Genomic DNA, 23,224 nt, shown 5'->3' on the forward strand with positions numbered 1-23,224 from the left:
GATGGCGGCTCGCCCCGTACGCTCGGTGACATGAGTCTTCGCCTGAGCACTGTGATCCTGCCGGTCCGCCCGTGGCACGACGGCGGCCGCGACCAGTGGGAGCGGGCCGAGCGCCTCGGGTTCCACACCGCCTACACCTATGACCACCTGACCTGGCGGACCTTCCGTGACGGCCCCTGGTTCGGTGCGGTCCCCACGCTGACCGCCGCGGCGGCCGTCACCAGCCGGCTGCGCCTGGGCACGCTGGTCACCTCGCCGAACTTCCGGCACCCGGTGACCCTGGCCAAGGACCTGATGTCCCTGGACGACATCTCCGGCGGGCGGATCACCCTGGGCATCGGCGCGGGCGGCAACGGCTTCGACGCCACCGCGCTGGGGCAGGAGGAGTGGAGCCCGCGGGAGCGGGCGGACCGCTTCGCGGAGTTCGTCCCGCTGCTGGACCGGCTGCTCACCGAGAGCGCGGTGACCCACCAGGGCACCTTCTACTCCGCGGAGGAGGCCCGCAACATCCCCGGGTGCGTCCAGCGTCCGCGCCTGCCGTTCGCGGTGGCCGCGACCGGCCCGCGGGGTGTGAAGCTCGCGGCCAGGCACGGTCAGGCCTGGGTGACCGCGGGTGACCCCAAGGTGTTCGAGGGGACGCCCGAGCAGTCGCTGGAGGCCCTGCGCGGGCAGGTCGGCAAGCTGGAGAAGGCGCTGGCGGAGATCGGGCGGGAGCCCGGCTCGATCGAGCGGGTGCTGCTGACCGGGTTCACTCCGGAGCGCGGCACCATGCTGGAGTCCGTGGACGCGTTCGTCGACTTCGCCGGCCGCCACCGCGAGCTGGGCTTCACCGAGCTGGTGGTCCACGCCCCGATCCCGGACTCCGTTTTCGCGGCCGACGAGGCCGTCTTCGAACGGATCGCCACCGAGGCGCTCGCCCAGCTGGGCGCCTAGACACGGCCTCCCGCCGGCCCGCCGGGGTTCCCTTGCCGCTACCGCAAGCGCAGGAACTCCGGCGGAACGGCGTCCGTCAGCCACACCCCGTTGGCGCTGAGCAGGAAAACGTGCCCTGCCGCGCGCATCGCCCCTGCGTCCACCGCGAGGACCACCGGCCGGCCCCGGCGCGCCCCCACACGGGTCGCCGTCTCCCGGTCGGGAGACAGGTGCACGTGGTGGCGGGCCATCGGGCGCAGGCCCTCGGCGCGGATCGAGTCGAGGGCCGTGGCGACGGTGCCGTGGTAGAGGTAAGCCGGCGGCTCGGCCTCCGGCAGGCCGAGGTCGACGGGCACGGTGTGCCCCTGGCTGGCCCTGATGCGGGTGCCCTCGACGGCGAACCGCTGTTTGTCGTTGGCGGCGACCACGTGGTCGAGCTCGGCACGGCTGATGGGAAACCTGTGCGCCGCCGCGGCTCGAAGGAGATCGTCGATCTCCACCCAGCCCTGCGGGTCGAGCACCAGTCCGATGCGTTCCGGCTGGTGCCGCAGGTGTTTCGAGACGTATTTGGACACCTTCACGGTGCGTTTTTCGTCCATGTGCCCAGCGTGGCGCCTTGATCGGCCTTCGGACAGCCCTTTTCCCCCTCTGGCAGTGGAATGCTCCCTCTATCGTCATTCCAAGATACGGAATACATTTTCCGCTGTACGGCTACTCAGAGGGAGAAACTATGACAAATAAGGCTTCACTGCTGCGGCGCACGGCTGCCGAGCTCATCGGCACCGCGAGCCTCCTCGTGGTGGTGATCGGGTCCGGCATCCACGCCGCGTCCCTCAGCCGCGACACCGGTGTCGCCCTCGTCGCCAACTCGCTCGCGTCCGCGATCGGCCTCGGGCTGATCATCACCCTGTTCGGGCCCCTGTCCGGCGCCCATCTCAACCCCGTCGTCACCCTCAGCGCCTGGTGGGCACGCCGCTCGGGCGGCGAGGGGCTCGACGCCCGGGAGGCCTTCGCCTACGCCGCCGCCCAGACCGTCGGTGCCATCGGCGGCGCCGTGCTGGCCGAGACGATGTTCGGCCGCGCCCCCGGGACCTTCTCCACCCAGGTACGCGACGGCGGCCACCTGCTGATCGGTGAGATCGTCGCCACCGCCGGACTGGTCCTGGTCATCCAGGGGCTCGGCCGGATCGGCCGCACGAGGCTCGTCCCGGCCGCGGTCGCCGCGTACCTCGCCGCCGCGATCTGGTTCACCTCGTCGGGTTCCTTCGCCAACCCGGCCGGCACGATCGGCCGGGCGTTCAGCGACTCCTTCACCGGTATCGCCCCCCAGTCGCTGCCCGGCTTCGTCGCGGCGCAACTGGTCGGCGGCGCCCTCGGTCTCGCCCTGGCCACCCTCCTCTACGGGCGCGAGCGCGGCCGGAACCAGCCCGGGCAGCCCCTGACCGGACAGCCCCTGACCGGACAGCCGGACGTACAGGCCCCCTTGGCCGATATGCCCCGTCCCGGCACCGGTTTCGAAGCGATCGTCTGACACCTCCACCCCTGTTGCCCACAGGAAAAGGGCAGTTGTCCACAACCGTTTCGAAGGCTTTCGGCGCCATCTGAGGGATTCGCCCCGGGGGTCGCCTGTGGACTACCGATCGAGCATTACCGGCCGCCCCTGCTGGCCAGGTCGTTCATCGTCCGGGCCTGGAGCTCGCGCTCCGTCGCGGCCCGGACGAACTCCGCCACGTGCTCGGCGCCCACCAGCTCCTGCACCGCCCGTACCGTCCCCGCGGGCAGCGCCACCGGCGCGGGCCCCGTCGTCTGGACCGCGCCCGGGGCACCCAGATGGCGCTGGAGGTGCCGGGTCGCGAACATCCTCATCGCCCGCGCCAGTTCGGCGTCGACGGTCTGCTGCGCCAGGGGCCGCAGCCGGCGCACCATGGTCGCCGCCTCCGCCGCGTCCGAGTCCGTCGGCGGCACCTGCCCGAGGTACCGGGCGAAGACGTGCTCGGTGGTGAACTCCAGGAAGCGCGAGGCGATGTGCTCCACCTGGCCGCGCAGCTCCCGCAGATGGCCGGTGATCGCCGCGAGGGGCACCCCGGCCGCGTACAGCTCGGCCGCGACCGCCAGCTCCTGCGGGGAGGGGACCAGGAACTCGTCCGCGCGGCCCGGGATGCGCTCCAGCACCCCGAGCTCGCAGGCCTCGTCCACCGCGCCGTCGTCGGGCAGACCGCCGAACCGCGCGTCGAGCTCCTCCCGGCTGATCCGGTCGGCCTCCTCGTCGGTCCACGGCCCGTGCACCTCCGCGACCAGGCCGAGTACCCCGCCCAGCCCGCGGCCCGCGTCCCAGGCCTCCAGCAGTTCCTTGATGGAGGCCAGGGTGTAGCCGCGGTCCAGCAGGTCCGCGATCTGGCGCAGCCGCGCCAGATGCGTGTCCCGGTACACGTTGGACCGGCCCCGCCGCTCCGGCTTCGGCAGCAGGCCGCGGTCCTGGTACGCGCGGATCGTGCGCACGGTCGCCCCGCTGTGGTGGGCCAGATCCTCGATCCGGTACTCCGCTGGCGCCTGATCGGACAATCCCGGCTCCCTACGACATGGCGGCTCGGCCGACCGCGCCCGCCGCGGTCCGGGCGGCAGGAGGCGCCGCCAGGTACTCGACCGCCGTGAGCAGCGAGCCCTCCTGCGAGGGATGGTACGACCGCCGGATGGAGCGGGGTATGTCCGTGCCGGGCTCTGTGCGCGGCGGAACCGGACCGCTCCCGGCCGCGCCCGTCCGGCAGGCGCCGCCGCGGTTCACAGCCGGGGCTCCAGCCTCGCGATCCGCCGCAGTGTGTTCGGCATGTACCGCGACATCCACAGGGCGCCCTTGGACTCGGGGGTCACGGGCACCACCGCCCGGTTCTTCACGACCGCGAGCAGGATCGCGTCGGCCACCTTCTCCGGCGGGAAGTTCCGCAGCCCGTACAGCCGGGAGGACCGCTCCTGACGGCGCTTCTCCTCGGCCGCGTCCACCCCCGCGAACCGGGAGGTGGCGGTGATGTTGGTGTTCACGATGCCCGGGCAGATCGCCGAGACCCCGATCGACCGGGAGGCGAGCTCCGCGCGCAGGCACTCGCTCAGCATCAGCACCGCCGCCTTGGAGGTGCTGTACGCGGGCAGGGTCCGGGAGGGGAGGTAGGCGGCCGCGGAGGCGGTGTTGACGATGTGTCCGCCCTGACCCCGCTCGACCATCTGCCTCCCGAAGATCCGGCAGCCGTGGATGACCCCCCACAGGTTCACGTCGAGGACCTTCTTCCAGTCCTCGGAAGCCGTGTCCAGGAAGGACCCCGACAGCCCGATGCCGGCGTTGTTGACCAGCACGTCGACGATGCCGTACTCGGCGGCGACCTTGGCCGCGAGCTTCTCCATCGCCTGCTCGTCGCTGACGTCGACGCACTCTCCCCAGGCGTCGGCGGCGCCGATGAGCCGGGCCATCTCGGCGGTGCGGGCCGCCCCCTCGCCGTCGCGGTCCACGGCCACGACCCGGGCCCCGGCCTCCGCGAACGCGAAGGCGGTGGCCCGCCCGATGCCGCTGGCGGCACCGGTGACCAGCACCAGCTGTCCCGCGAACCGGTCGGCGTGCTTCCCCGGGGCCTTCTGCTCGGGCGCCTTCGCCGTCGGCTCCTCCCGGGCGGTGACGAACTCGCCGATCCAAGCCGCCACCTGGTCGGGCCGGGTCCGGGGGATCCAGTGCTTCGCGGGCAGGGTGCGCCGCACCAGGTCCGGGGCCCACCGCTCCAGGTCGTCGTAGAGGCGCTCGGAGAGGAAGGCGTCCCCGGTCGGGGTGATCAGCTGCACCGGGACGTGCGCGTACGCGTCGGCGCGCGGGCGGCGCAGGCGCGGCCGGACGTTGTCGCGGTAGAGCCAGGCGCCGTGCGCCGCGTCGGAGGGCAGCGAGGACGTCGGGTAGGAGGAGTCGGCCGGTACCTCCTCCAGCCGCGCGAGGATCTTCGGCCAGCGCCTGCCCAGCGGGCCGCGCCACGCGAGCTCGGGCAGCACCGGTGTGTGCAGCATCCCCACGTACCAGGACTTCGAGCCCTGGTTCAGCAGCTGGGCGGCCCGCCGCGGGGTCGGCCGCTTCATCCGCTTCTTGATCCAGTGTCCGAAGTGGTCGAGGGAGGGGCCGGACATGGAGGTGAAGGAGGCGATCCGGCCTTCGGTACGGGCGACCGTCGCGAATTCCCAGCCCTGGACGGAACCCCAGTCGTGCCCCACCAGGTGCACGGGCCGGTCCGGGCTGACGGCGTCCGCCACGGCCAGGAAGTCGTCCGTCAGCTTCTCCAGGGTGAAGCCCCCGCGCAGCGGCACCGGAGCCGAGGACCGGCCGTGTCCGCGCACGTCGTACAGGACCACGTGGAACCGGGCCGCGAGCCGCTCGGCGACCTCGGACCAGACCTCCTTGCTGTCCGGGTAGCCGTGCACCAGCAGCACGGTGGGCCGGTCCGGCTCACCGAGCTCGACGACGGACAGCTCGACCCCGCCCGTGCTCACCCGGCGCTCGCGCGCGTCCGCCAGTGACGTACCGCTCATCCCGCTCATGCCGCCTTCTCCTCGGTCCAGCGCCGCACGTGCGGCAGGTCGTCGTCCAGCCAGAACGCGCTCTCCTCGGGATCCCGGGAGTCGGTGACGACAAGGATCTCCTCGAACTTCGCCCCCGTGCCCCGGAAGCCCAGATGCGGCTCCACCGCCCACAGGCCGGGCTGCGGCGGGTGGTCGGAGAAGTGGTACGGGCTCCACAGCGGGGACCAGCCCTCGCGGTGGCCGTGCAGGGCGTCGGAGGCCAGCCCCTTGAGGGACCGGGTGCCGAACCCGAACACGGTCGGGGACCAGCGGCGCTCCTTGACCCGGTCTATCTTGTGCGCGATGACACCGAAGGGATAGGCCCGGTGCCGGTTGGCGTATCCCTGGCGGGTCATCAGCCGCTCGACGTTCTCGTAGATCTCGCGCAGCGTGCGCCGCTCGCGCACCTGCTCCAGGATCAGCGCCCGGTGTGGGCGCAGGTCGGACATCAGCCGGTCCTGCACCGGATTGAGGCCGAGGCTGCCCGAATAGCCGATGTCGGCGGCGTAACCCTGGTACACCGGCGCCATGTCGAGGATGAACGGCATCCCCGGCTCCAGCTTCCGGTTGGTCGGGAAGAACTGGAGCGGGATGGTGAAGTCCGTGAACGCGGTGCGGTCCCCGAACCAGGCGAAGGGCAGGTGGAACCAGTCCCGCACGCCCCGCTCGCGCAGCCAGTCGCGCTGCATCCGGGCCGCCTCGCGCTCGGTCACCCCGGGGCGCAGCTGCGCCGCCACGGTCTCCGCGCACTCGTAGGCGAGGCGCTGGACCTCCCTGAAGCCGCGCAGCTCGGCGGTGAGCCGCGCGGAGCCGTGCGCGGTGCGTTCCCTGGTGCCCGTGTCCCCAGCCATGCCAGCCGTCCGTCCCTGTCAGCCGTGCCCGCCGTCAAGTTGACACTGATGAATGTGACAATGACCGGAGGTCACGTCAAGAGCCGTGCACGGACCTGTGGACAACCCCCGCCCCCACCCGGCCGGCGTCAGCCTCGCGTCGGGGTCCGTAGTCCTCAAGGCGGATACGCGGTCCCGCTCCAGGTCTGACGATCCGCCCCGGCCCCGGCACTAACGTCGGAGCCGTGACTGTCATCGCGACCGAAAGCCTGAGCAAGCGGTACCCCCGAGTGACCGCCCTCGACCGGCTCTCCCTGGACATCGGGCCCGGAGTGACCGGGCTCGTGGGCGCCAACGGAGCCGGCAAGTCCACGCTGATCAAGATCCTGCTCGGGCTGTCCCCGGCCACCGAGGGGCGTGCCGCCGTCCTCGGACTGGACGTCGCCACGCACGGCAGTGCCATCCGTGAGCGCGTCGGCTACATGCCCGAACACGACGCCCTGCCGCCCGACGTCTCGGCCACCGAGTTCGTCGTCCACATGGCGCGGATGTCCGGCCTCCCGCCGACGGCCGCCCGCGAGCGGACCGCCGACACACTGCGCCACGTCGGGCTGTACGAGGAGCGCTACCGGCCCATCGGCGGCTACTCCACCGGCATGAAGCAGCGCGTCAAGCTGGCCCAGGCGCTGGTCCACGACCCGCAGCTGGTCCTCCTCGACGAGCCGACCAACGGCCTCGACCCGGTGGGCCGCGACGAGATGCTCGGCCTGATCCGCCGCGTCCACACCGACTTCGGCATCTCCGTCCTGGTCACCTCCCACCTCCTCGGAGAGCTGGAGCGGACCTGCGACCACGTGGTGGTCATCGACGGGGGCAAGCTGCTGCGCTCCAGCTCGACCAGCGACTTCACGCAGACCACGACCACCCTGGCGGTGGAGGTCACCGACTCCGACACCCACCCGGACGGAACGGCCGCCCTGCGCAAGGCCCTCACCGCGGCGGGCATCACCCTCCACGCCGGCGAGGAACAGGGCCTGCCCGGCGCCGGCCACATCCTCCTCGTCGAGGCGACGGGCGAGGACACCTACGACACCATCCGCGACACGGTCGCCGACCTCGGTGTCGGCCTGGTCCGCATGGAACAGCGCCGCCACCACATCGCGGAGGTCTTCCGCGAGAGCGACCAGTCCGCGCAGCGGATCCAGATCCAGCCGAAGGGAGCCGGTACCGATGGCGCCTGAGACCTCGACCCAGATCCACAACATCGGCTACCGGTCCTACGACGGTCCCCGGCTCGGCCGTGCCTACGCCCGCACCTCGCTGTTCTCGCAGTCGCTGCGCGGTGCGTACGGGCTCGGCCGCTCGGCCAAGTCCAAGGTCCTGCCGATGATCCTCTTCGCGGTGATGTGCGTCCCGGCGCTGATCATCGTCGCCGTGGCCATCGCGGTGCCCGGCTCCACCGACCTGCCGATCAAGTACACGACGTACGCCCTGACCACCCAGGTGGTCATCGGGCTCTACCTCGCGTCCCAGGCGCCCCAGTCGGTCTCGCGGGACCTGCGGTTCAAGACGGTGCCGCTGTACTTCTCCCGGCCCATCGAGCGCGTCGACTACGTCCTGGCCAAGTACGCGGCGATGGCCTCGGCCCTGTTCATCCTCACCGCCACCCCGCTGCTGATCATGTGGATCGGCTCGCTGCTGGCGAAGTTCGACTTCGGCCACCAGACCAAGGGATTCGGGCAGGCACTGGTGTCGGTACTTCTGCTGTCACTCCTCTTCGCGGGCCTGGGGCTGGTCATGGCCGCGCTCACCCCGCGCCGCGGGTTCGGCGTCGCCGCGGTCATCGCCATGCTGCTCATCCCCTACGGCGCCGTCTCCACCGTGCAGGCGGTCGCCTACGGGACCGGGAACACCGGCCCCATCGAGTGGCTGGGCCTCTTCTCGCCGATCACCCTGATCGACGGCGTGCAGACCGCGTTCCTCGGTGCGACCTCCGCCTTCCCCGGCGGTGAGGGCCCCTCGGCCGGCACCGGCGCCGTCTACCTGCTCGTCATCCTCGGCCTCATCGCCGGCTCCTTCGCCGCTCTGATGGCCCGCTACCGGAAGGCCGGGCTGTGACCTCCCACCCGTCGTCCACCACCACCCTCCTCAAGGATGGGCTGCGCCCATGACCACCATCGACATCGACCACGCCTCTCGCTGGTTCGGGAACGTCGTCGCCGTCAACGACGTGACCATGCGGATCGCTCCCGGAGTCACCGGCCTCCTCGGCCCCAACGGCGCGGGCAAGTCCACCCTCATCAACATGATGGGCGGCTTCCTCGCCCCCTCCACGGGCACCGTGACCCTCGACGGCGCGCCGATCTGGCGCAACGAGCAGGTCTACCGGCAGATCGGCGTCGTACCCGAGCGCGAGGCCATGTACGACTTCCTCACCGGGCGGGAGTTCGTCGTCGCCAACGCCGAGCTGCACGGCCTCGACGAGGCGGCGGCGCAGCGGGCGCTCGCCACCGTCGAGATGGAGTACGCCCAGGACCGCAAGATCGCAACGTACTCCAAGGGCATGCGCCAGCGCGTGAAGATGGCGTCCGCCCTCGTCCACGACCCGTCGGTGCTGCTGCTCGACGAGCCCTTCAACGGCATGGACCCGCGCCAGCGCATGCAGCTCATGGACCTGCTGCGGCGGATGGGTGACGAGGGCCGCACCGTGCTGTTCTCCTCCCACATCCTGGAGGAGGTCGAGCAGCTGGCCTCGCACATCGAGGTGGTCGTCGCCGGACGGCACGCCGCCTCCGGGGACTTCCGCAAGATCCGCCGCCTGATGACGGACCGCCCGCACCGCTACCTGATCCGCTCCTCGGACGACAGGGCCCTCGCCGCGGCCCTGATCGCCGACCCGTCGACCGCCGGCATCGAGGTCGACCTCAAGGAAGGCGCCCTGCGCGTCCAGGCCGTCGACTTCGGGCGCTTCACCGAGCTGCTGCCCCGGGTCGCCCGTGCGCACGGCATCCGGCTGCTGACGGTCTCACCCTCCGACGAGTCCCTCGAATCGGTCTTCTCCTACCTCGTCGCGGCCTGAAAGGAGCTGGAACCCATGTACGACCCCACCGTCGCCCGGCTCACGTACCGGGCCCTCCTCGGCCGTCGGCGTGCGGCGATCCTCTTCGCGCTGCCGGCCCTGCTGATCCTCATCTCCGTCGCCGTCCGCTTCTTCACCGGAGTGGACGACAAGGTCGCGGCGGAACTGCTCGGCGGCTTCGCGCTCGCCACGATGGTCCCCCTGATCGGCGTCATCGCCGGGACCGGGGCCATCGGGCCCGAGATCGACGACGGCTCGATCGTCTACCTGCTCTCCAAGCCGGTGAAGCGCCCGACGATCATCATGACCAAGCTGATCGTAGCGATCGCCGTCACGATGGTGTTCTCGGCCGTTCCCACCCTGATCGCGGGCTTCATCCTCAACGGCAACGGCCAGCAGATCGCCGTCGCCTACACCGTCGCCGCGCTCGTCGCCTCCATCGCCTACAGCGCACTCTTCCTGCTGCTGGGCACCGTCAGCCGGCACGCGGTCGTCTTCGGCCTGGTCTACGCCCTGATCTGGGAGTCCCTGTTCGGCAGCCTGGTCTCCGGCGCCAAGACCCTCAGCGTCCAGCAGTGGGCCCTGGCCCTGGCCGAGAAGGTCGCCGGACAGGGGTACGTCGACTCCAGCGTGGCCCTGCCCACCGCCGTGCTCCTGCTCCTCGCGGTCACCGTCGGCGCCACCGCGTACGCGGGCCAGAAGCTGCGCCGCCTCACCCTGGCCGGCGAGGAGTAGCCCGCCGCCACCGGCCGAAATCCGTGCCCCGCCCGGCCCACCGGTCAGGCGGGGCACCGCCGTACGGGGCATCATCGGGGCATGATCGAGCACACCGGACCCGAGCCGTCCAGGCCCCTGCGGGCCTGGATACGCTCGGCGCCCGGCACGCATACGTGGCTGCTGATCGTGGCCGTGACCAGCGTCATCGTGGCGATCGCCCCCGACCGGCTCGACCACGTGCTGCTCCACCGCAACAGCAGCAACATCCACCAGCTGGTCAAGTACCCGCTGCGGGCCCTGGTGAGCAGTGCCTTCTGGATCGAGAACCCCGCCTCGCTCGCCCTCTACACCCTGCTCTTCGAGATCTTCCACGCCACCGTCGAACGCTGGCTCGGCACCCTGCGCTGGCTGGTGATCGTCGCGACCGCCCACATCGTCGCCACCCTCGCCAGCCAGAAGGTCCTCCTCATGGCCATCCAGGACAACCGGGCGCCGCACAGCATGACGCACGTCGTGGACATCGGCGTCAGCTACGGCCTCGCGGCCTCCGTCGGCGTCCTGACCTACCGGCTCCCCCACCCCTGGAGATGGCTCTACCTGGCCGGAGCCGTGGCCTTCTTCGGCATCCCCCTGCTCACCGGCGGCAGCTTCACCGACCTCGGCCACGCCATCTCCCTGGCCGTGGGACTGCTGGCCTGGCCGCTGACGCTCCATCCGGACCCGCACCAGGTCCATGTTTCACGTGAAACATAAGAAATTCGCTGGTAAGGGGCGTACGCCCCCGGCACAGTGGGAGGTGCGGGGAGCAACAAAGAGGTCCGGAACAGCCACTTCGAGCGCGCCTCGCGGCGCGGGCTGTTCCGGACCTTCCGTTCAGGAGCCGGTGCGGCTCAGGCGGCGCCCAGCAGGCGTTCCAGCACCACCGCGATGCCGTCCTCCTGGTTGGAGGTGGTCACCTCGTCCGCCACGGCCTTCAGGTCGGCGTGGGCGTTGGCCATCGCGACCCCGTGCGCGGCCCAGCCGAACATGGGGATGTCGTTGGGCATGTCCCCGAAGGCGATCGTCTCGGCCGCCTTCACCTTCAGCCGCCTGGCGGCGAGCGAGAGGCCCGTGGCCTTGCTCAGTCCCAGCGGCAGGATCTCCACTATCCCCGGGCCGGCCATCACGATGTCGACCAGGCTGCCGACGGTCTCCCGGGCCACCTTGACCAGCTCGTCCTCGCCCATCCCCGGGTGCTGGATGTACAGCTTGTTGAGCGGAGCGCTCCAGACGGCCGTGGTGTCCTCCAGGTAGAGCGCCGGGAGGCCCTCCTGCACCTGGTAGCCGGGGCCGAACAGGACCTCGCCGTCCACGCCGTCCCGGCTGGCGGCCAGGGCCAGCGGACCCACCTCGGCCTCGATCTTCGACAGTGCAAGACCGGCCAGCTGCCGGTCGAGCGTCACCGAGGTCAGCAGCCGGTGCGCTCCCGCGTCGTAGACCTGCGCGCCCTGCCCGCACACGGCGATCCCGTCGTAGCCGAGGTCGTCCAGCACGCCCCGGGTCCAGGGCACGGCCCGGCCGGTGACGATGATGTGCGCCGCGCCCGCCGCGGTGGCCGCGGCGAGCGCCTCGCGGGTGCGCTCCGAGACGGTGTCGTCGTCACGCAGGAGCGTGCCGTCGAGATCCGTCGCGACGAGCTTGTACGGGAACGGGGCCGGGCTCACTTGGCGATCGGCTCCAGCACCTCGCGGCCGCCCAGGTACGGACGGAGCACCGGCGGGACCCGCACGGAGCCGTCGGCCTGCTGGTGGTTCTCCAGGATGGCCACGATGGTGCGCGGAACGGCGCACAGAGTGCCGTTCAGCGTCGACAGCGGAGCGGTCTTCTTGTCCTCGCGGTAGCGGATCTGCAGGCGGCGGGCCTGGAAGCCGTCACAGTTCGAGGCGGACGTGAGCTCGCGGTACTTGCCCTGGGTCGGGATCCACGCCTCGCAGTCGAACTTGCGGGAGGCGGAGGCACCCAGGTCGCCGGTGGCGACGTCGATGACCTGGAACGGCAGCTCCAGGCTGGTCAGCCACTGCTTCTCCCACTCCAGGAGCCGCTTGTGCTCGGCCTCCGCGTCCTCCGGCGCGACGTACGAGAACATCTCGACCTTGTCGAACTGGTGGACGCGGAAGATGCCGCGGGTGTCCTTGCCGTAGGTGCCGGCCTCGCGGCGGAAGCACGGCGAGAAGCCGGCGTACCGCAGGGGCAGCTTCTCGGCGTCGATGATCTCGTCCATGTGGTACGCCGCGAGCGGGACCTCGGAGGTGCCGACCAGGTAGTAGTCGTCCTTCTCCAGGTGGTACACGTTTTCCGCGGCCTGGCCGAGGAAGCCGGTGCCCTCCATGGCGCGCGGGCGGACCAGCGCGGGGGTGAGCATCGGGATGAAGCCGGCCTCGGTGGCCTGCGCGATCGCCGCGTTGACGAGGGCGAGCTCCAGCAGCGCGCCGACGCCCGTCAGGTAGTAGAAGCGCGAGCCGGAGACCTTGGCGCCGCGTTCGACGTCGATGGCGCCCAGCGCCTCGCCGAGCTCCAGGTGGTCCTTGGGCTCGAAGCCCTCGGCGCCGAAGTCGCGGATCGTGCCGTGCGTCTCAAGGACGGTGAAGTCCTCCTCGCCGCCGACGGGGACGTCCTCGTGGACGATGTTGCCGAGCTTGAGCAGGAGCTGCCGGGCAGCCTCGTCCGCCTCGTTCTGCTCGGCCTCCGCCGCCTTGACGTCGGCCTTGAGCTGCTCGGCCTTGGTCAGCAGCGCGGCCCGCTCCTCCGGAGTGGCCTTGGGGATGAGCTTGCCGAGGGACTTCTGCTCATTGCGCAGTTCGTCGAAGCGCATGCCGGAGGACCTGCGGCGCTCGTCGGCGGAGAGCAGCGCGTCGACGAGGCCGACGTCCTCTCCACGGGCGCGCTGCGAGGCGCGGACACGGTCAGGGTCTTCACGGAGCAGCCGAAGGTCAATCACCCCTCCAGGCTACCGGTCTGGGCTTCCTGGGATCACACCGATATCACGCTGCGTGTCATTATGTCCCGATTGAGGGGAATGCAAATCCCTTGCCCCAGTGGCCGGAACGGGCCCCTCGAAGGGGTTGATAAAACCGGCCCGATTCCCCGAAAAGGGGCGCGGCGGCTGGGGGCGGTGGGGCCCTGGACGGCGCTGAGCGCTCAGCCTTGTCCACAGGAATTCCCCCGGGGGTGCCCTTATCCACAGGCTGTGTGCCGCATCTGTGGACACCGAATTAGATCAATAGCGATCCTTGAGGGGCAGGTGTCGTTCAGGGTTCAAACCGCCCTCACACACTCATTCGGGTGGGAATGGCTCGCTCCAAAGAGTTGATCGGTGATACCGGGGTGACGTCGTTCACCTACCGCTTCCTCGCGCGAAACCTGGGCCACCCGACCGATTTGTCGACCTTGTCGGATCGCTCTGTCGACTTGTCCCCAGGTCGCCCTCTCGCCCTGTGGATAACTCTGTGGACAAGTGGAAGAAGCCTGGACCGGGCTACGCCCGGCCGTCGAGGCAGCGGGCCAGCCAGTCGGAAGCCTCCGTGAAGTCGCCATCGGAGGTGCCCGGCCGCGCCGCGCGCACCTCACTCAGCGCGACGCCGGCGCGGGGGTACGAGCCCAGGAACCGGACCTGAGGACAGGTCCGGCGCAGCCCCATCAGAGCCTCGCTCACCCGGCGGTCGGAGATGTGCCCCTCGGCGTCCACGGCGAAGCAGTAGTTGCCGATGCCCTCGCCCGTCGGCCGGGACTGGATCAGCATCAGGTTCACCCCCCGGACGGCGAACTCCTGGAGGAGCTCCAGCAGGGCACCCGGGTGGTCGTCGCCGAGCCACGCCACCACGGAGGTCTTGTCGGCGCCCGTCGGAGCGGCCGGCCGGGCGGGCCGGCCGACCAGCACGAAGCGGGTCTCGGCGTTCTGCGCGTCGTGGATCTCGGTGACCAACGCCTCCAGCCCGTACGTGGCGGCGGCGAACTCCCCCGCGAAGGCGGCGTCGAACCGGCCCTCCTGGACCAGCCGCGCGCCGTCCGCGTTGGAGGCGGCCGACTCCCACAGAGCGTCGGGCAGGTGCGTCCGCAGCCAGTTGCGCACCTGCGGCTGGGCGACCGGGTGCCCGGTGACGGTCTTGACGTCCGACAGCCGGGTTCCGGGCCGCACCAGCAGTGCGAACGCGATGGGCAGCAGCACCTCGCGGTAGATCATCAGCGGCTCGCCCGAGGCCAGCTCGTCGAGGGTGGCGGTGACGCCGCCCTCCACCGAGTTCTCGATCGGCACCAGAGCGGCCGCTGCCTCGCCGTTGCGTACGGCGTCCAGGGCGGCCGGGACCGACACCATCGGGACGAGCTCCCGGGTGGCGGCTTCCGGCAGGGTGCGGAGAGCCGCCTCGGTGAACGTGCCCTCGGGACCGAGATAGGTGAAGCGCGTGGCCGACATGCGATCAGCCTAATGCCGGGCCGGGCGCCGCCGTGGGGCCGTTCACCCTTCGAGCAGCCGCTGCCCGACGTACTCCCCGGCGCGCGGGCCGGGCGGGACGGCGTACAGGCCGCTCGACTCGTGCCGGATGAACGCCGAGAGCGCGTCACCGCGGTCGAGCTTGCGCTGGACCGGGACGAATCCGCGCAGCGGATCGGCCTGCCAGCAGATGAAGAGCAGGCCGGCGTCGGGGGTGCCGTCCGGCGCGATTCCGTCGTGGAAGGAGAAGGGGCGCCGGAGCATGGCGGCGCCGCCGTTCTGCGCGGGTGCGGAGATCCGCGCGTGCGCGTTGGACGGGATCACCGGCTTGCCGTCGGGGCCCAGCTTGTCCAGTGCCAGGGGCGTGGTCTCGCCGCCGCCGCTCAGGGGAGCCCCGTCGGACTTCTTCCGGCCGATGACCTGCTCCTGCTGGGCCTGCGACTGCTTGTCCCAGTCGTCCAGCAGCATCCGGATCCGGCGGACGACCGCGTACGAGCCCCCGCCCATCCAGGCGTGGCCCGCGGGCCCGGGGCCCGCGGCCGGCACGAAGATCCGCTTGTCGAAGTCGGGGTCCGCGGGCTTGGGGTTCCCGGTGCCGTCGATCTGGCCCATGAGGTTGCGGGCGGTCATGGGGGAGGCGGTGGCGCCGGGGGAGCGGTTGAAGCCGTTCATCTGCCAGCGCACCCGGGCGGCCTCCCCGGCGTCCTTCTGGAGCGCCCGCAGGGCGTGGAACGCGACGAGGCCGTCGTTCGCGCCGATCTGCACCCACAGGTCGCCGTTGCTGCGCTGGGCGTCGAGCCGGTCCGAGGAGAAGTCGGGCAGCGGGTCCAGGGCCGCAGGACGGCGGGCGGTGAGGCCCGTGCGCTCGAAGAAGGAGTGGCCGAAGCCGAACGTGACGGTCAGGGAGGAGGGTCCCGCGTCGAGGGCGATGCCGCTGTCCTCCGTCGGAGCGGTCTGGCCCGCCATGAGCCGCCGCGCGGTGTCGGACCAGCGGCGCATCAGCGCCGCCGCCTCCGTGCGCCCGGCGCCCGGTGCCAGGTCGAAGGCGAGGACGTGGCCCTTGGCCTGGAGCGGAGTGGTGATCCCCGCCTGGTGGTCCCCTTCGAAGGCGACCGCGGTGGCGCCCAGGGAAGAGAGGGAGCCGGCCGCGCCGGGCGCGCCGGGCGAGGGGTCGGTGGCCGCCGAGTGCACGAGGGCTCCGCCGGTGGCGCCGAGCGCGAGCCCGACGGCGCCTGCGGCGCCGACCGTGCCCAGCAGCCGGCGCCGGGAGATCTCGATGTCGGGGGTGCTCGCGGTGGTGCTGTCGGTCACGCTGTTCAGCCGATCTTCACGTTCTTCTGGACGGTCGTCTGGTCGATGTCGGAGGTGCGGACGGTGACGTCGATGCGCCACTCGCCCGCGAGGGGCAGCTGGACGCCGGAGGCGGTCCAGTGTCCGGGCGCGGCCCGGTCCGGGGCCACGGGCAGCGGGCCGATCTCCTTGGCCGGGAGGGTGAAGGAGATCTTGACCTCGGGCAGGTCGGCGGCGCCCCCGTCGGCGCCGTCCGCCCACAGATGCAGGGTGTTGGCGCCGACCCGGCCCGGGTCGAGCTCCAGCCGCACGGTGCCCTTCCCGTTCTGGCCGCCGGTGTCGTACGGCAGGGAGATCTTGATCGGCCGGTTGGGCACGGCGGTGGCGGCCGAGCCACGGCCGGCCTCCTGCTCCACGGCCCGGCCCGGCTCGGTGCTGGTCAGGACCGTGGTGACGGCCAGCAGGACGACCGCCACCGCGGCTTCGGCGAGTACGGAGCGGCGCAGGCCCGACCGGCCCGGGTCGGCGTCGCGCACCTGGTTCTCCAGGGCCTTCTCGCGGGCCGCGCGCTGCCGGGCGAGCTGCGCGGCACGCTTCGGGTCGGCGGGCTCGGCTGCCTCTGCGGGCGCGGCGGGCTCGGCAGGCTTGGCGGGGGCGTCCTCGGCGGATGTTTCACGTGAAACATCGCCTCCCGCGAGCACCGCCGCGGGCTCGGCGGCCCGTTCCTCCGCCACGACGTCGGCGAGCTTGGCGGTCCACGTGCGGGACAGGTAGGCGATGCCGACGAGGACGGCCACCAGGCCCACCTTGATCAGCAGCAGCCGGCCGTAGCTGGTGCCGGTGAGCGCCGACCAGCTGCCGAGCTGCCGCCAGGACTGGTACACGCCGGTGACGGCGAGGACCAGGACGCTGATGAAGGCGACCCGGGAGAACCGCTGCACCGCGGCCCGCTCGATGTCCGGCACCTTGCGCAGTGCGACGAGCAGGGCGATGAGCCCGCCGAGCCAGGCGGCCACGGCCAGCAGGTGCAGGATGTCGACCGGCATCGCGACGCCGGGCTGGATACCGGTGGACGCGTGTTCGGCGAGCGCCCAGGTGGCGGCGATGCCGGCGGCCACGACCGTGCCGCCGATACCGAGCCCGAAGGCCAGGTCGCTGGTGTCCTTCGTCTCCTCGGCGCTCTGCGCGTCGGCGTTCTTCTGACGGCGCGCGTAGGCGCCGAAGAGCACGGCGATGAACAGCGCGGCCGCGCCGAGCAACAGCAGCCGGGACACGAAGGAGGCACCGGTCTTGGTCTCCAGGACGGCCTGGAGCCCGTCGAGGTCGAAGGCGTCCGCGAACCTGCCCGAGCCGGTGTATGGGGTGCGGAGCACCAGCATCGCCAGCGTGGCGGCGGTGAGCGTGACCCAGCCGCGCACCACCAGCTTCTGCAGCGAACGCTCGGCGGAACCCCGGCGCCAGCACAGCAGGATGAAGGCGGAGCCGCCGACGAGGACGGTGAACCCGGCGTAGGCGGCGTAGCGGGCGATGCCGTACGCGATGCCGACGGGGCCGCCGCCCACCGCCTGGGAGGGCAGGGTGACGGAGGTGGCCGAGGGGGCGCCGACGGAGAAGGTGAACGCGCCGGAGACCGGGTGGCTGTCGGCGGAGACGGCCTGCCAGGCGACGGTGTAGGTGCCGTCGGGCAGACCGGAGTGCAGGGCGGTCCCGTACCGGATGACCGATCCGCTGCACATGTTCCGCAGCTCGCCGGTGTCGACGCGCTTGCCCTGCGGGTCCATCACGCGGATGGAGTCGTCACCCATGGCGACCTCCTCCGAGAAGGAGAGGGTCACCTGGGCGGGCGCCGTGGCGACCACCGCCCCGTCCTTGGGGTCGCTCGCGGTGAGTGCGGCGTGCGCCGTGGCCGGGGCGGCCGCGGTGAACAGGGTTGCCAGCAGGGCTGCGAGGACCAGCGCCAGCCGCGGCAGCGATGCCGTGGCGCGGACGCGGAAAGGAGAGGGAGCGGGGGCGGTGGCCGTCATGGCGTGTCAGTTCCTCGGTCCGTCAGTGTGCGGTGGAGTTCTGGGGGTTGTACGTCCGTTCCTTGACGTCCAGCTCGACCTTGACCGGGTCGGCCTTCTCGAAACGCAGCTCGATGGTGACCTTGTCGCCGACGTTCGGCTTGTTCTTGAGGCCCATGAACATGATGTGGTTGCCGCCGCGCTCCAGGTTCAGCTCGCCGCCCGCGGGCACGTCCATGGACTGCACCTGCTGCATCTTCTGGTCCTTGGTCTCGTGGACCTGGAGGTCGTCCGAGAGCGGGCTGGTGACCCCGAGCAGCTTGTCTGCGGTCTTCGAGTCGTTCTTGATCACCATGAAGGCGCCGGCCATCTTGTCGTTGACCGGCTCCGGCATGTAGCCCCCGCTGACGGTCATCTTCGGCTTGGCCGACTCCTCGGCCTTCGTGCCCGCGCTCGCCTTCGACGAGGACTCGGAGCCCGAGGAGGAGGACGAGGAGGGGGAAGAGGAGGAGCAGCCGGATATGGCGAGCGCGGCCGTCAGGGAGAGGGCGGCGGCGAGGGTGCGGGTGGTGCGGGTGTTCACGGGTTCTGTCCCTTGATGAGCTTCGGCAGGTCCTTGGTGTAGTCCTCGACGGTCGTGCCCTCGCCGTAGAGGACGTAGCCCTCGTCGGTCTTGGGCGAGAACGCGATGACCTGGGCCCCGTGCATGGAGACGACGCTGCCGTCGGGCTCCTTCTTGGGGGCCTCGATCCCGATGCCGAGGGACCGGGCGGCGGCCTGGATGGTGCTGAAGTCGCCGGTCAGCCCGGTGAACGCCGGGTCCTGCGCCCTGAGCCACGCGCCGAGGGACTCCGGGGTGTCCCGTTCGGGGTCGGTGGTGACGAAGACGACCTGGAGCTTGTCCTGGTCCTCCTTGGGGAGCGCCTTCTTGGCGACGGCGATGTTGCTCATCGTCAGGGGGCACACGTCGGGGCAGTTGGTGTAGCCGAAGTAGATCAGCGTCGGCCGGCCCTTGGTCTGCTCGCGCAGGTTCCACGGCTTGCCGGTGGTGTCGGTGAGGACCAGCTCCGGCTTGTCGAAGGGGCGGTCGAGGAGGGTCGCGGCTCCGGTCTTCTTCTCGCCGGTGATCTGCGTGACCGACCCGTTGTCCTTGGTCGGCTCGGCGCCGCAGGCGGTCAGGGTGAGCGCGGCCGCCGCCGCGAGGGCGGCGACCGTCACACGTGTGGTGCGCATATGGGGATGTCCCTGGGATCGGGGATGGTGCGGGTGTCTGGAAGGGGCCCGGGCGGGCCGGTGCACGGGCCCTGCGCGGGCCCGTGGACGAGGGGCCCGAGGGCCCGGTGGGTCAGGCGGAGCGGCGGCGGGAGGCGATGCCGAAGGCCACCCCGCCGAGGCCGAGGACGATGCCGGCGATGCCGAGGGCGCGTGCGGTGGTGTCGGAGCCGCTCGGGGCGGAGGCCTCGTCGTGCCTCTCGTCCTTGGCGGCGTCCTGGGCGGCGTTCTTGCCGTCGGCCGGCTTGGCGTCGTCGTGGTGGTCGCCCCCGGCGGCGGCGGTCAGCTTCAGCGTGGGCGCGGGGTTCTGCGGCTCGGCGGCGCCCTCCTTGGCCTCCTCGATCCAGCGGACGACCTCGTTGTTGTCGTACGTCTGGATGGCCTTGAAGACCATCTTGTCGGCGTTGTCGGGGAGCTTGCCGACGGAGACCGGGAACTGCTGGAACTTGCCGGGCTCGATCTTGCCGCCGGTCCAGGTCACCTTGGTGACCACCTCGTTGACCTGCTTGCCGTGCACGCTCAGCGGCTTGTCGAGCTTGGTCTTCTCGACGGTGGACGTCCAGCCCGGGATGTCCTGCGGCATGACGGACGTCAGCGGCTGGTCGATCGGGAAATTGACCTCCAGCTGGGTCGTCGAGGCGTTGTCCCGCTCGTTCGGGACCTTGAAGTTGATCGTCGCGTAACCGCCCTTGGGGGCATCGCCCGGCTGCACGCTGACGTGCGCGAAGGCGGTACCGGACAGGGCGAGGACGGCGCCGGCGGCGAGGGCGGCGGCGAAGGAGACACGAGAGGTCTTCATGGCGGAAACACTCCACGGAGCAGAGGTGAACGGTGGGTCCGCGCGCACGGGCGCGCGCGGAGGTCACGGCACCGGTGCTCCCGCCGGGTGTCCCGGGGAGTGGAGGTGCCGCGTCAGGCTGCGAGGACGAGCGCAGCCGGCGGACCCCGCCGGATCACGGAGTGCAGGAGCGCCTCCCGGCCGGCGGCCGCCACCGGTGCCGAAGCGGTCCGGCGGGCCCGGGGGCCGCACTGGGGAACGCCGAGGAGGCCGGCCGTGAGCACCCGTACGTAGGCCAGCGCGGCGCGCAGCGGACGTATCGGGTCGGCTTCGCCGGAGAGGCGGGAGAGTTCGACCAGCCGGAACAGGGCGGCGTCGCCCCGCCCCAGCAGCCAGCCGAGCGCGAGCGCGGCCAGCAGGTGGCCGAGCAGCATGCCCGGGCTGAACAGCCCGGTCTCGGGCGCCGTGGCGGGGGCCGCGGACAGGTGCATGTGACCCATGTGGCCCGAGGCGGCCAGGGCGGCCGGATCCAGACCGGCCGCCTCCAGGATCCGCCGGGCGTCGGCGGGGCTCGGCGGCACGGAGTTGCCCCCGCACACGAGCTGGGCGGCCAGCGCCGCCAGCGAGGTGTCGGAGCCCACGGCGGGTGCCTGTGCGGCGGCGCCGTGCTGGCCCAGGCCGAACAGGCCGTGCAGCCCGAGCTGGCCCACGGCCAGTCCGGCGGCGATGCCGGGCCGCGAACGGCGGCGTCCCGCGAGCGGGGCCGCGATCGCGAAGACGGCGACGAAGGCGAGGGCGAGCGCCCACCACGGCACGGTCGCGCAGGAGGCCACGGCGTGGCCGGCCGCGGACAGCACGACGCAGACCGCGGTGAACACCGCGGCCCGGGTCGTCCGGAGGCTCGCTCCGGCGTGCGTCGTGTGGGTGGCAGACATGGCCGGGCCATCATCGCACTGGGCCCCGTCCCTGCCTACGGCAGGTACTGGAGGGACCCTATGGTTCCGGTGTGGGACGGGCCGCCGCCGGTGGCGGGCGGCTCCGCGCCACCGCCCACCCGCGCACTCGATGCACACCGGACGCACATGCCGCATCGGCCGAATGAGGGCTGTGCCGGCCGCCGGGGGCTTACGCCCCACCGCGGGTGGCAATAGGTAACCGTATGAGCATCTGGTGGTCTCTCCACTTGCGGCGCGAAGCCGCGAGCGTCCCGCTCGCCCGGCGGCTGCTGCTGGGGACGATGGAGACCGCGGGGGTGGACCCGGACATCTCCTACGACCTTTCGGTCGCGCTGAGCGAGGCCTGCGCGAACGCCGTGGAGCACGGCGGCCGCGGCGGTCCTGCGGGGGGCCCGGCCGGCCTCCCCGCCGACGAGGTCCTGGACGGCACCGAGGCGTACCACGTCACCGCCTACCTGGACGGGGACCGCTGCCGCATCGAGGTCGCCGACTCGGGTCCGGGCTTCCCGCCCTCGACGGTGGCACGCCGCAGACCCTCGCTGGCCGAGCACGGCCGGGGCCTGCACCTGATCGCGGAGCTCGCCGACCACGTCCGCCTGCGCAACCGGCCGGGCCGGGGCGCCGTGGTGAGCTTCGAACGGATGCTGAAGTGGCGGGACGACGCCCTGCTGAGGGTCTCCTAGGAACGCCGGAGGGGGGGGGGGGGGGGGGGGGGGGGGCCCCCCCCCCCCCCCCCCCCGCCCCCCCCCCCCCGCCCCCCCCCCCCCCCCCCCCCCCCCCCCCCCCCCCCCCCCCCGCGACGACGCGGGCGTCAGCCCTTGAGCCGCGCCATCCAGGCCTCGACCTCGACCGAGGTGCGCGGCAGCCCGGCGGACAGGTTCCGGTTGCCGTCCTCGGTGACGAGGATGTCGTCCTCGATCCGGACGCCGATGCCCCGGTACTCCTCGGGCACGGTCAGGTCGTCGGCCTGGAAGTACAGGCCCGGCTCGACGGTCAGGCACATGCCCGGCTCCAGCGTGCCGTCGACGTAGGCCTCGGTGCGCGCGGCCGCGCAGTCGTGGACGTCCAGGCCGAGCATGTGGCCGGTGCCGTGCAGGGTCCAGCGGCGCTGCAGGCCGAGCTCCAGGACGCGCTCGACCGGGCCCTCCAGCAGGCCCCACTCGACGAGCTTCTCGGCCAGCACGTGCTGGGCGGCGTCGTGGAAGTCGCGGTACTTCGCGCCGGGCTTGACGGCGGCGATCCCGGCTTCCTGGGCTTCGTAGACCGCGTCGTAGATCTTGCGCTGGATGTCGGTGTACGTGCCGTTGATCGGCAGCGTGCGCGTGACGTCGGCGGTGTAGAGGGAGTGCGTCTCCACGCCGGCGTCGAGCAGCAGCAGGTCGCCGGAGCGGACGGCGCCGTCGTTGCGGACCCAGTGCAGGGTGCAGGCGTGCGCGCCGGCAGCGGCGATGGTGCCGTAGCCGACGTCGTTGCCCTCGACGCGGGCGCGCAGGAAGAAGGTGCCCTCGATGTAGCGCTCGGACGTGGCCTCGGCCTTGTCGAGGACCTTCACGACGTCCTCGAAGCCGCGGACGGTGGAGTCCACGGCCTTCTGCAGCTCGCCGATCTCGAAGGCGTCCTTCACGGCGCGGGCCTCCGAGAGGTAGACGCGCAGCTCCTCGTCGCGCTCCTTGGTCACCTTGTCGGTGAGGGCGGCCTCGATGACCTGGTCGTGGCCGCGGACGGCGCGGACCGGGCCGGTGGCCTCGGTGAGGGCCTCGGGCAGCTCGCGGACGTCCTTGGCCGGGATGCCCAGCAGCTGCTCGGCCTCGGTGAGGGAGTGGCGGCGGCCCACCCAGAGCTCGCCCTGGCCCGACAGCCAGAACTCGCCGTTCTCACGGTCCGAGCGCGGCAGCAGGTAGACCGTGGCCTCATGGCCGGTCTCCCCGGTGGGCTCCAGGACGAGGACGCCGTTCTCGGTCTGGTCGCCGGTGAGGTAGACGTACTCGGTGGAGGCGCGGAAGGGGTACTCGGTGTCGTTCGAGCGGGTCTTCAGCCGGCCCGCCGGGATCACCAGGCGCTCGCCCGGGAAGCGTGCGGACAGCGCGGCGCGGCGGTCGGCGGTGTGGCCGGCCTGGGCGATGGGCTCCAGGCCGTGGAGCTCGGTGTCGGCCCAGCCGGTGCGCATGCTCTCCGCGAGTTCCTCGCTGACGCCCGGGTACAGCCCGTTCTTGCGCTGCTTGTGCTTCTTCTGGGGCTGCTCTTCTTCCGGGGTCTCCGGGGTGAGCTCGTCAGCCACGTCATCTCCTCAGCCGCTACGACACGCACGGGTCCGGGTGCGAACCCCGTTCATCGT

General features: G+C 71.8%; 22 protein-coding genes. 8 read left to right on the forward strand and 14 right to left on the reverse strand.

The features are described 5' to 3' along the window. Positions 1-30: 30 nt before the first annotated feature. Complete coding sequence (locus WDV06_RS02250) at positions 31-933, forward strand: LLM class flavin-dependent oxidoreductase (RefSeq protein WP_395507864.1); 903 nt, start codon at positions 31-33, stop codon at positions 931-933. A gap of 38 nt (positions 934-971) precedes the next feature. Here WDV06_RS02250 and WDV06_RS02255 read toward each other — a convergent pair whose 3' ends face one another. Next, positions 972-1,511: an RNA 2'-phosphotransferase gene (locus WDV06_RS02255; protein WP_395507865.1), complete on the reverse strand. Its 540-nt coding sequence runs from the start codon at positions 1,509-1,511 to the stop codon at positions 972-974. A gap of 131 nt (positions 1,512-1,642) precedes the next feature. On the opposite strand from WDV06_RS02255, the gene WDV06_RS02260 reads away from it, so the two are divergent. Further along, entirely contained in the window at positions 1,643-2,443 is an 801-nt protein-coding gene (locus WDV06_RS02260; protein WP_395507866.1) for an aquaporin, read from the forward strand. A gap of 116 nt (positions 2,444-2,559) precedes the next feature. Here the strand turns inward: WDV06_RS02260 and WDV06_RS02265 are convergent, their stop codons facing one another. The 3 genes from WDV06_RS02265 to WDV06_RS02275 all read right to left on the reverse strand — a co-directional run bounded on the left by WDV06_RS02265 (position 2,560) and on the right by WDV06_RS02275 (position 6,347). Continuing rightward, positions 2,560-3,474: a MerR family transcriptional regulator gene (locus WDV06_RS02265; RefSeq protein WP_395507867.1), complete on the reverse strand. Its 915-nt coding sequence runs from the start codon at positions 3,472-3,474 to the stop codon at positions 2,560-2,562. 216 nt (positions 3,475-3,690) lie between these two features. After that, a complete protein-coding gene (locus tag WDV06_RS02270; protein WP_395507908.1) occupies positions 3,691-5,466 on the reverse strand; it encodes an SDR family oxidoreductase in 1,776 nt (591 codons plus the stop codon). A 5-nt stretch (positions 5,467-5,471) separates the two neighbouring features. Beyond that, on the reverse strand, positions 5,472-6,347 hold the full coding sequence (locus tag WDV06_RS02275; RefSeq protein WP_395507868.1) for a M24 family metallopeptidase: 876 nt from the start codon (positions 6,345-6,347) through the stop codon (positions 5,472-5,474). 224 nt (positions 6,348-6,571) lie between these two features. Between WDV06_RS02275 and WDV06_RS02280 the strand changes: the two genes are divergently transcribed. From WDV06_RS02280 to WDV06_RS02300, 5 genes are all read left to right on the forward strand, one after another. Further along, the gene (locus WDV06_RS02280) at positions 6,572-7,567 is read left to right on the forward strand and encodes an ABC transporter ATP-binding protein (RefSeq protein WP_395507869.1); all 996 of its coding nucleotides are present in this window, start codon (positions 6,572-6,574) and stop codon (positions 7,565-7,567) included. Next, the gene (locus WDV06_RS02285) at positions 7,557-8,444 is read left to right on the forward strand and encodes an ABC transporter permease subunit (RefSeq protein WP_395507870.1); all 888 of its coding nucleotides are present in this window, start codon (positions 7,557-7,559) and stop codon (positions 8,442-8,444) included. Before WDV06_RS02280 ends, WDV06_RS02285 begins: the two co-directional genes overlap by 11 nt. Positions 8,445-8,493: 49 nt before the next feature. Next, positions 8,494-9,405: an ABC transporter ATP-binding protein gene (locus WDV06_RS02290; protein ID WP_395507871.1), complete on the forward strand. Its 912-nt coding sequence runs from the start codon at positions 8,494-8,496 to the stop codon at positions 9,403-9,405. Positions 9,406-9,420: 15 nt separating this feature from the next. Then, positions 9,421-10,140 carry an ABC transporter permease gene (locus tag WDV06_RS02295; protein WP_395507872.1) on the forward strand — a complete coding sequence of 240 codons (720 nt, stop codon included), beginning with the start codon at positions 9,421-9,423 and terminating at the stop codon, positions 10,138-10,140. An 81-nt stretch (positions 10,141-10,221) separates the two neighbouring features. Next, positions 10,222-10,875, forward strand: a complete 654-nt coding sequence (locus tag WDV06_RS02300) for a rhomboid-like protein (protein ID WP_395507873.1) — start codon at positions 10,222-10,224, stop codon at positions 10,873-10,875. A 137-nt stretch (positions 10,876-11,012) separates the two neighbouring features. Here WDV06_RS02300 and WDV06_RS02305 read toward each other — a convergent pair whose 3' ends face one another. From WDV06_RS02305 to WDV06_RS02345, 9 genes are all read right to left on the reverse strand, one after another. Then, on the reverse strand, positions 11,013-11,825 hold the full coding sequence (locus tag WDV06_RS02305; protein WP_395507874.1) for an HAD family hydrolase: 813 nt from the start codon (positions 11,823-11,825) through the stop codon (positions 11,013-11,015). Continuing rightward, the gene (serS, locus tag WDV06_RS02310) at positions 11,822-13,099 is read right to left on the reverse strand and encodes a serine--tRNA ligase (protein ID WP_395507875.1); all 1,278 of its coding nucleotides are present in this window, start codon (positions 13,097-13,099) and stop codon (positions 11,822-11,824) included. The genes WDV06_RS02305 and serS overlap by 4 nt, the downstream gene beginning before the upstream one ends. Before the next feature lie 537 nt (positions 13,100-13,636). Then, positions 13,637-14,572 (reverse strand): prephenate dehydratase, encoded by a 936-nt coding sequence (gene pheA / locus WDV06_RS02315; protein WP_395507876.1) that lies wholly within the window; start codon positions 14,570-14,572, stop codon positions 13,637-13,639. A gap of 42 nt (positions 14,573-14,614) precedes the next feature. Continuing rightward, positions 14,615-15,901, reverse strand: coding sequence for an iron uptake transporter deferrochelatase/peroxidase subunit (gene efeB, locus WDV06_RS02320; RefSeq protein ID WP_395507877.1), 1,287 nt, complete (start codon positions 15,899-15,901; stop codon positions 14,615-14,617). Positions 15,902-15,906: 5 nt separating this feature from the next. Then, positions 15,907-17,904: a copper resistance CopC/CopD family protein gene (locus WDV06_RS02325; RefSeq protein WP_395507878.1), complete on the reverse strand. Its 1,998-nt coding sequence runs from the start codon at positions 17,902-17,904 to the stop codon at positions 15,907-15,909. 22 nt (positions 17,905-17,926) lie between these two features. After that, positions 17,927-18,466, reverse strand: a complete 540-nt coding sequence (locus WDV06_RS02330; RefSeq protein ID WP_395507879.1) for a copper chaperone PCu(A)C — start codon at positions 18,464-18,466, stop codon at positions 17,927-17,929. Next, entirely contained in the window at positions 18,463-19,116 is a 654-nt protein-coding gene (locus tag WDV06_RS02335; protein ID WP_395507880.1) for an SCO family protein, read from the reverse strand. Before WDV06_RS02335 ends, WDV06_RS02330 begins: the two co-directional genes overlap by 4 nt. Before the next feature lie 112 nt (positions 19,117-19,228). Beyond that, the gene (locus tag WDV06_RS02340) at positions 19,229-19,954 is read right to left on the reverse strand and encodes a YcnI family copper-binding membrane protein (RefSeq protein ID WP_395507881.1); all 726 of its coding nucleotides are present in this window, start codon (positions 19,952-19,954) and stop codon (positions 19,229-19,231) included. Between the two features lie 113 nt (positions 19,955-20,067). Continuing rightward, a complete protein-coding gene (locus WDV06_RS02345) occupies positions 20,068-20,868 on the reverse strand; it encodes a hypothetical protein (protein WP_395507882.1) in 801 nt (266 codons plus the stop codon). A 224-nt stretch (positions 20,869-21,092) separates the two neighbouring features. On the opposite strand from WDV06_RS02345, the gene WDV06_RS02350 reads away from it, so the two are divergent. Beyond that, a complete protein-coding gene (locus WDV06_RS02350; protein ID WP_395507883.1) occupies positions 21,093-21,572 on the forward strand; it encodes an ATP-binding protein in 480 nt (159 codons plus the stop codon). 128 nt (positions 21,573-21,700) lie between these two features. Here WDV06_RS02350 and WDV06_RS02355 read toward each other — a convergent pair whose 3' ends face one another. Next, on the reverse strand, positions 21,701-23,167 hold the full coding sequence (locus WDV06_RS02355) for an aminopeptidase P family protein (RefSeq protein WP_395507884.1): 1,467 nt from the start codon (positions 23,165-23,167) through the stop codon (positions 21,701-21,703). Between the last annotated feature and the right edge of the window lie 57 nt (positions 23,168-23,224).

The sequence above is a fragment of the Streptomyces racemochromogenes genome (assembly GCF_044129415.1).
Lineage (GTDB): Bacteria > Actinomycetota > Actinomycetes > Streptomycetales > Streptomycetaceae > Streptomyces > Streptomyces racemochromogenes_A.

What these genes read in the sequence shown, in the direction of transcription:
- WDV06_RS02325 (WP_395507878.1), bottom strand. Translation starts at nt 17,904, where the DNA reads ATGACGGCCACCGCCCCCGCTCCCTCTCCTTTCCGCGTCCGCGCCACG.
- pheA (WP_395507876.1), bottom strand. Translation starts at nt 14,572, where the DNA reads ATGTCGGCCACGCGCTTCACCTATCTCGGTCCCGAGGGCACGTTCACC.
- WDV06_RS02260 (WP_395507866.1), top strand. Translation starts at nt 1,643, where the DNA reads ATGACAAATAAGGCTTCACTGCTGCGGCGCACGGCTGCCGAGCTCATC.
- WDV06_RS02290 (WP_395507871.1), top strand. Translation starts at nt 8,494, where the DNA reads ATGACCACCATCGACATCGACCACGCCTCTCGCTGGTTCGGGAACGTC.
- WDV06_RS02295 (WP_395507872.1), top strand. Translation starts at nt 9,421, where the DNA reads ATGTACGACCCCACCGTCGCCCGGCTCACGTACCGGGCCCTCCTCGGC.
- WDV06_RS02285 (WP_395507870.1), top strand. Translation starts at nt 7,557, where the DNA reads ATGGCGCCTGAGACCTCGACCCAGATCCACAACATCGGCTACCGGTCC.
- WDV06_RS02345 (WP_395507882.1), bottom strand. Translation starts at nt 20,868, where the DNA reads ATGTCTGCCACCCACACGACGCACGCCGGAGCGAGCCTCCGGACGACC.
- WDV06_RS02340 (WP_395507881.1), bottom strand. Translation starts at nt 19,954, where the DNA reads ATGAAGACCTCTCGTGTCTCCTTCGCCGCCGCCCTCGCCGCCGGCGCC.
- WDV06_RS02350 (WP_395507883.1), top strand. Translation starts at nt 21,093, where the DNA reads ATGAGCATCTGGTGGTCTCTCCACTTGCGGCGCGAAGCCGCGAGCGTC.
- WDV06_RS02255 (WP_395507865.1), bottom strand. Translation starts at nt 1,511, where the DNA reads ATGGACGAAAAACGCACCGTGAAGGTGTCCAAATACGTCTCGAAACAC.
- WDV06_RS02275 (WP_395507868.1), bottom strand. Translation starts at nt 6,347, where the DNA reads ATGGCTGGGGACACGGGCACCAGGGAACGCACCGCGCACGGCTCCGCG.
- WDV06_RS02250 (WP_395507864.1), top strand. Translation starts at nt 31, where the DNA reads ATGAGTCTTCGCCTGAGCACTGTGATCCTGCCGGTCCGCCCGTGGCAC.
- WDV06_RS02270 (WP_395507908.1), bottom strand. Translation starts at nt 5,466, where the DNA reads ATGAGCGGTACGTCACTGGCGGACGCGCGCGAGCGCCGGGTGAGCACG.
- WDV06_RS02335 (WP_395507880.1), bottom strand. Translation starts at nt 19,116, where the DNA reads ATGCGCACCACACGTGTGACGGTCGCCGCCCTCGCGGCGGCGGCCGCG.
- WDV06_RS02300 (WP_395507873.1), top strand. Translation starts at nt 10,222, where the DNA reads ATGATCGAGCACACCGGACCCGAGCCGTCCAGGCCCCTGCGGGCCTGG.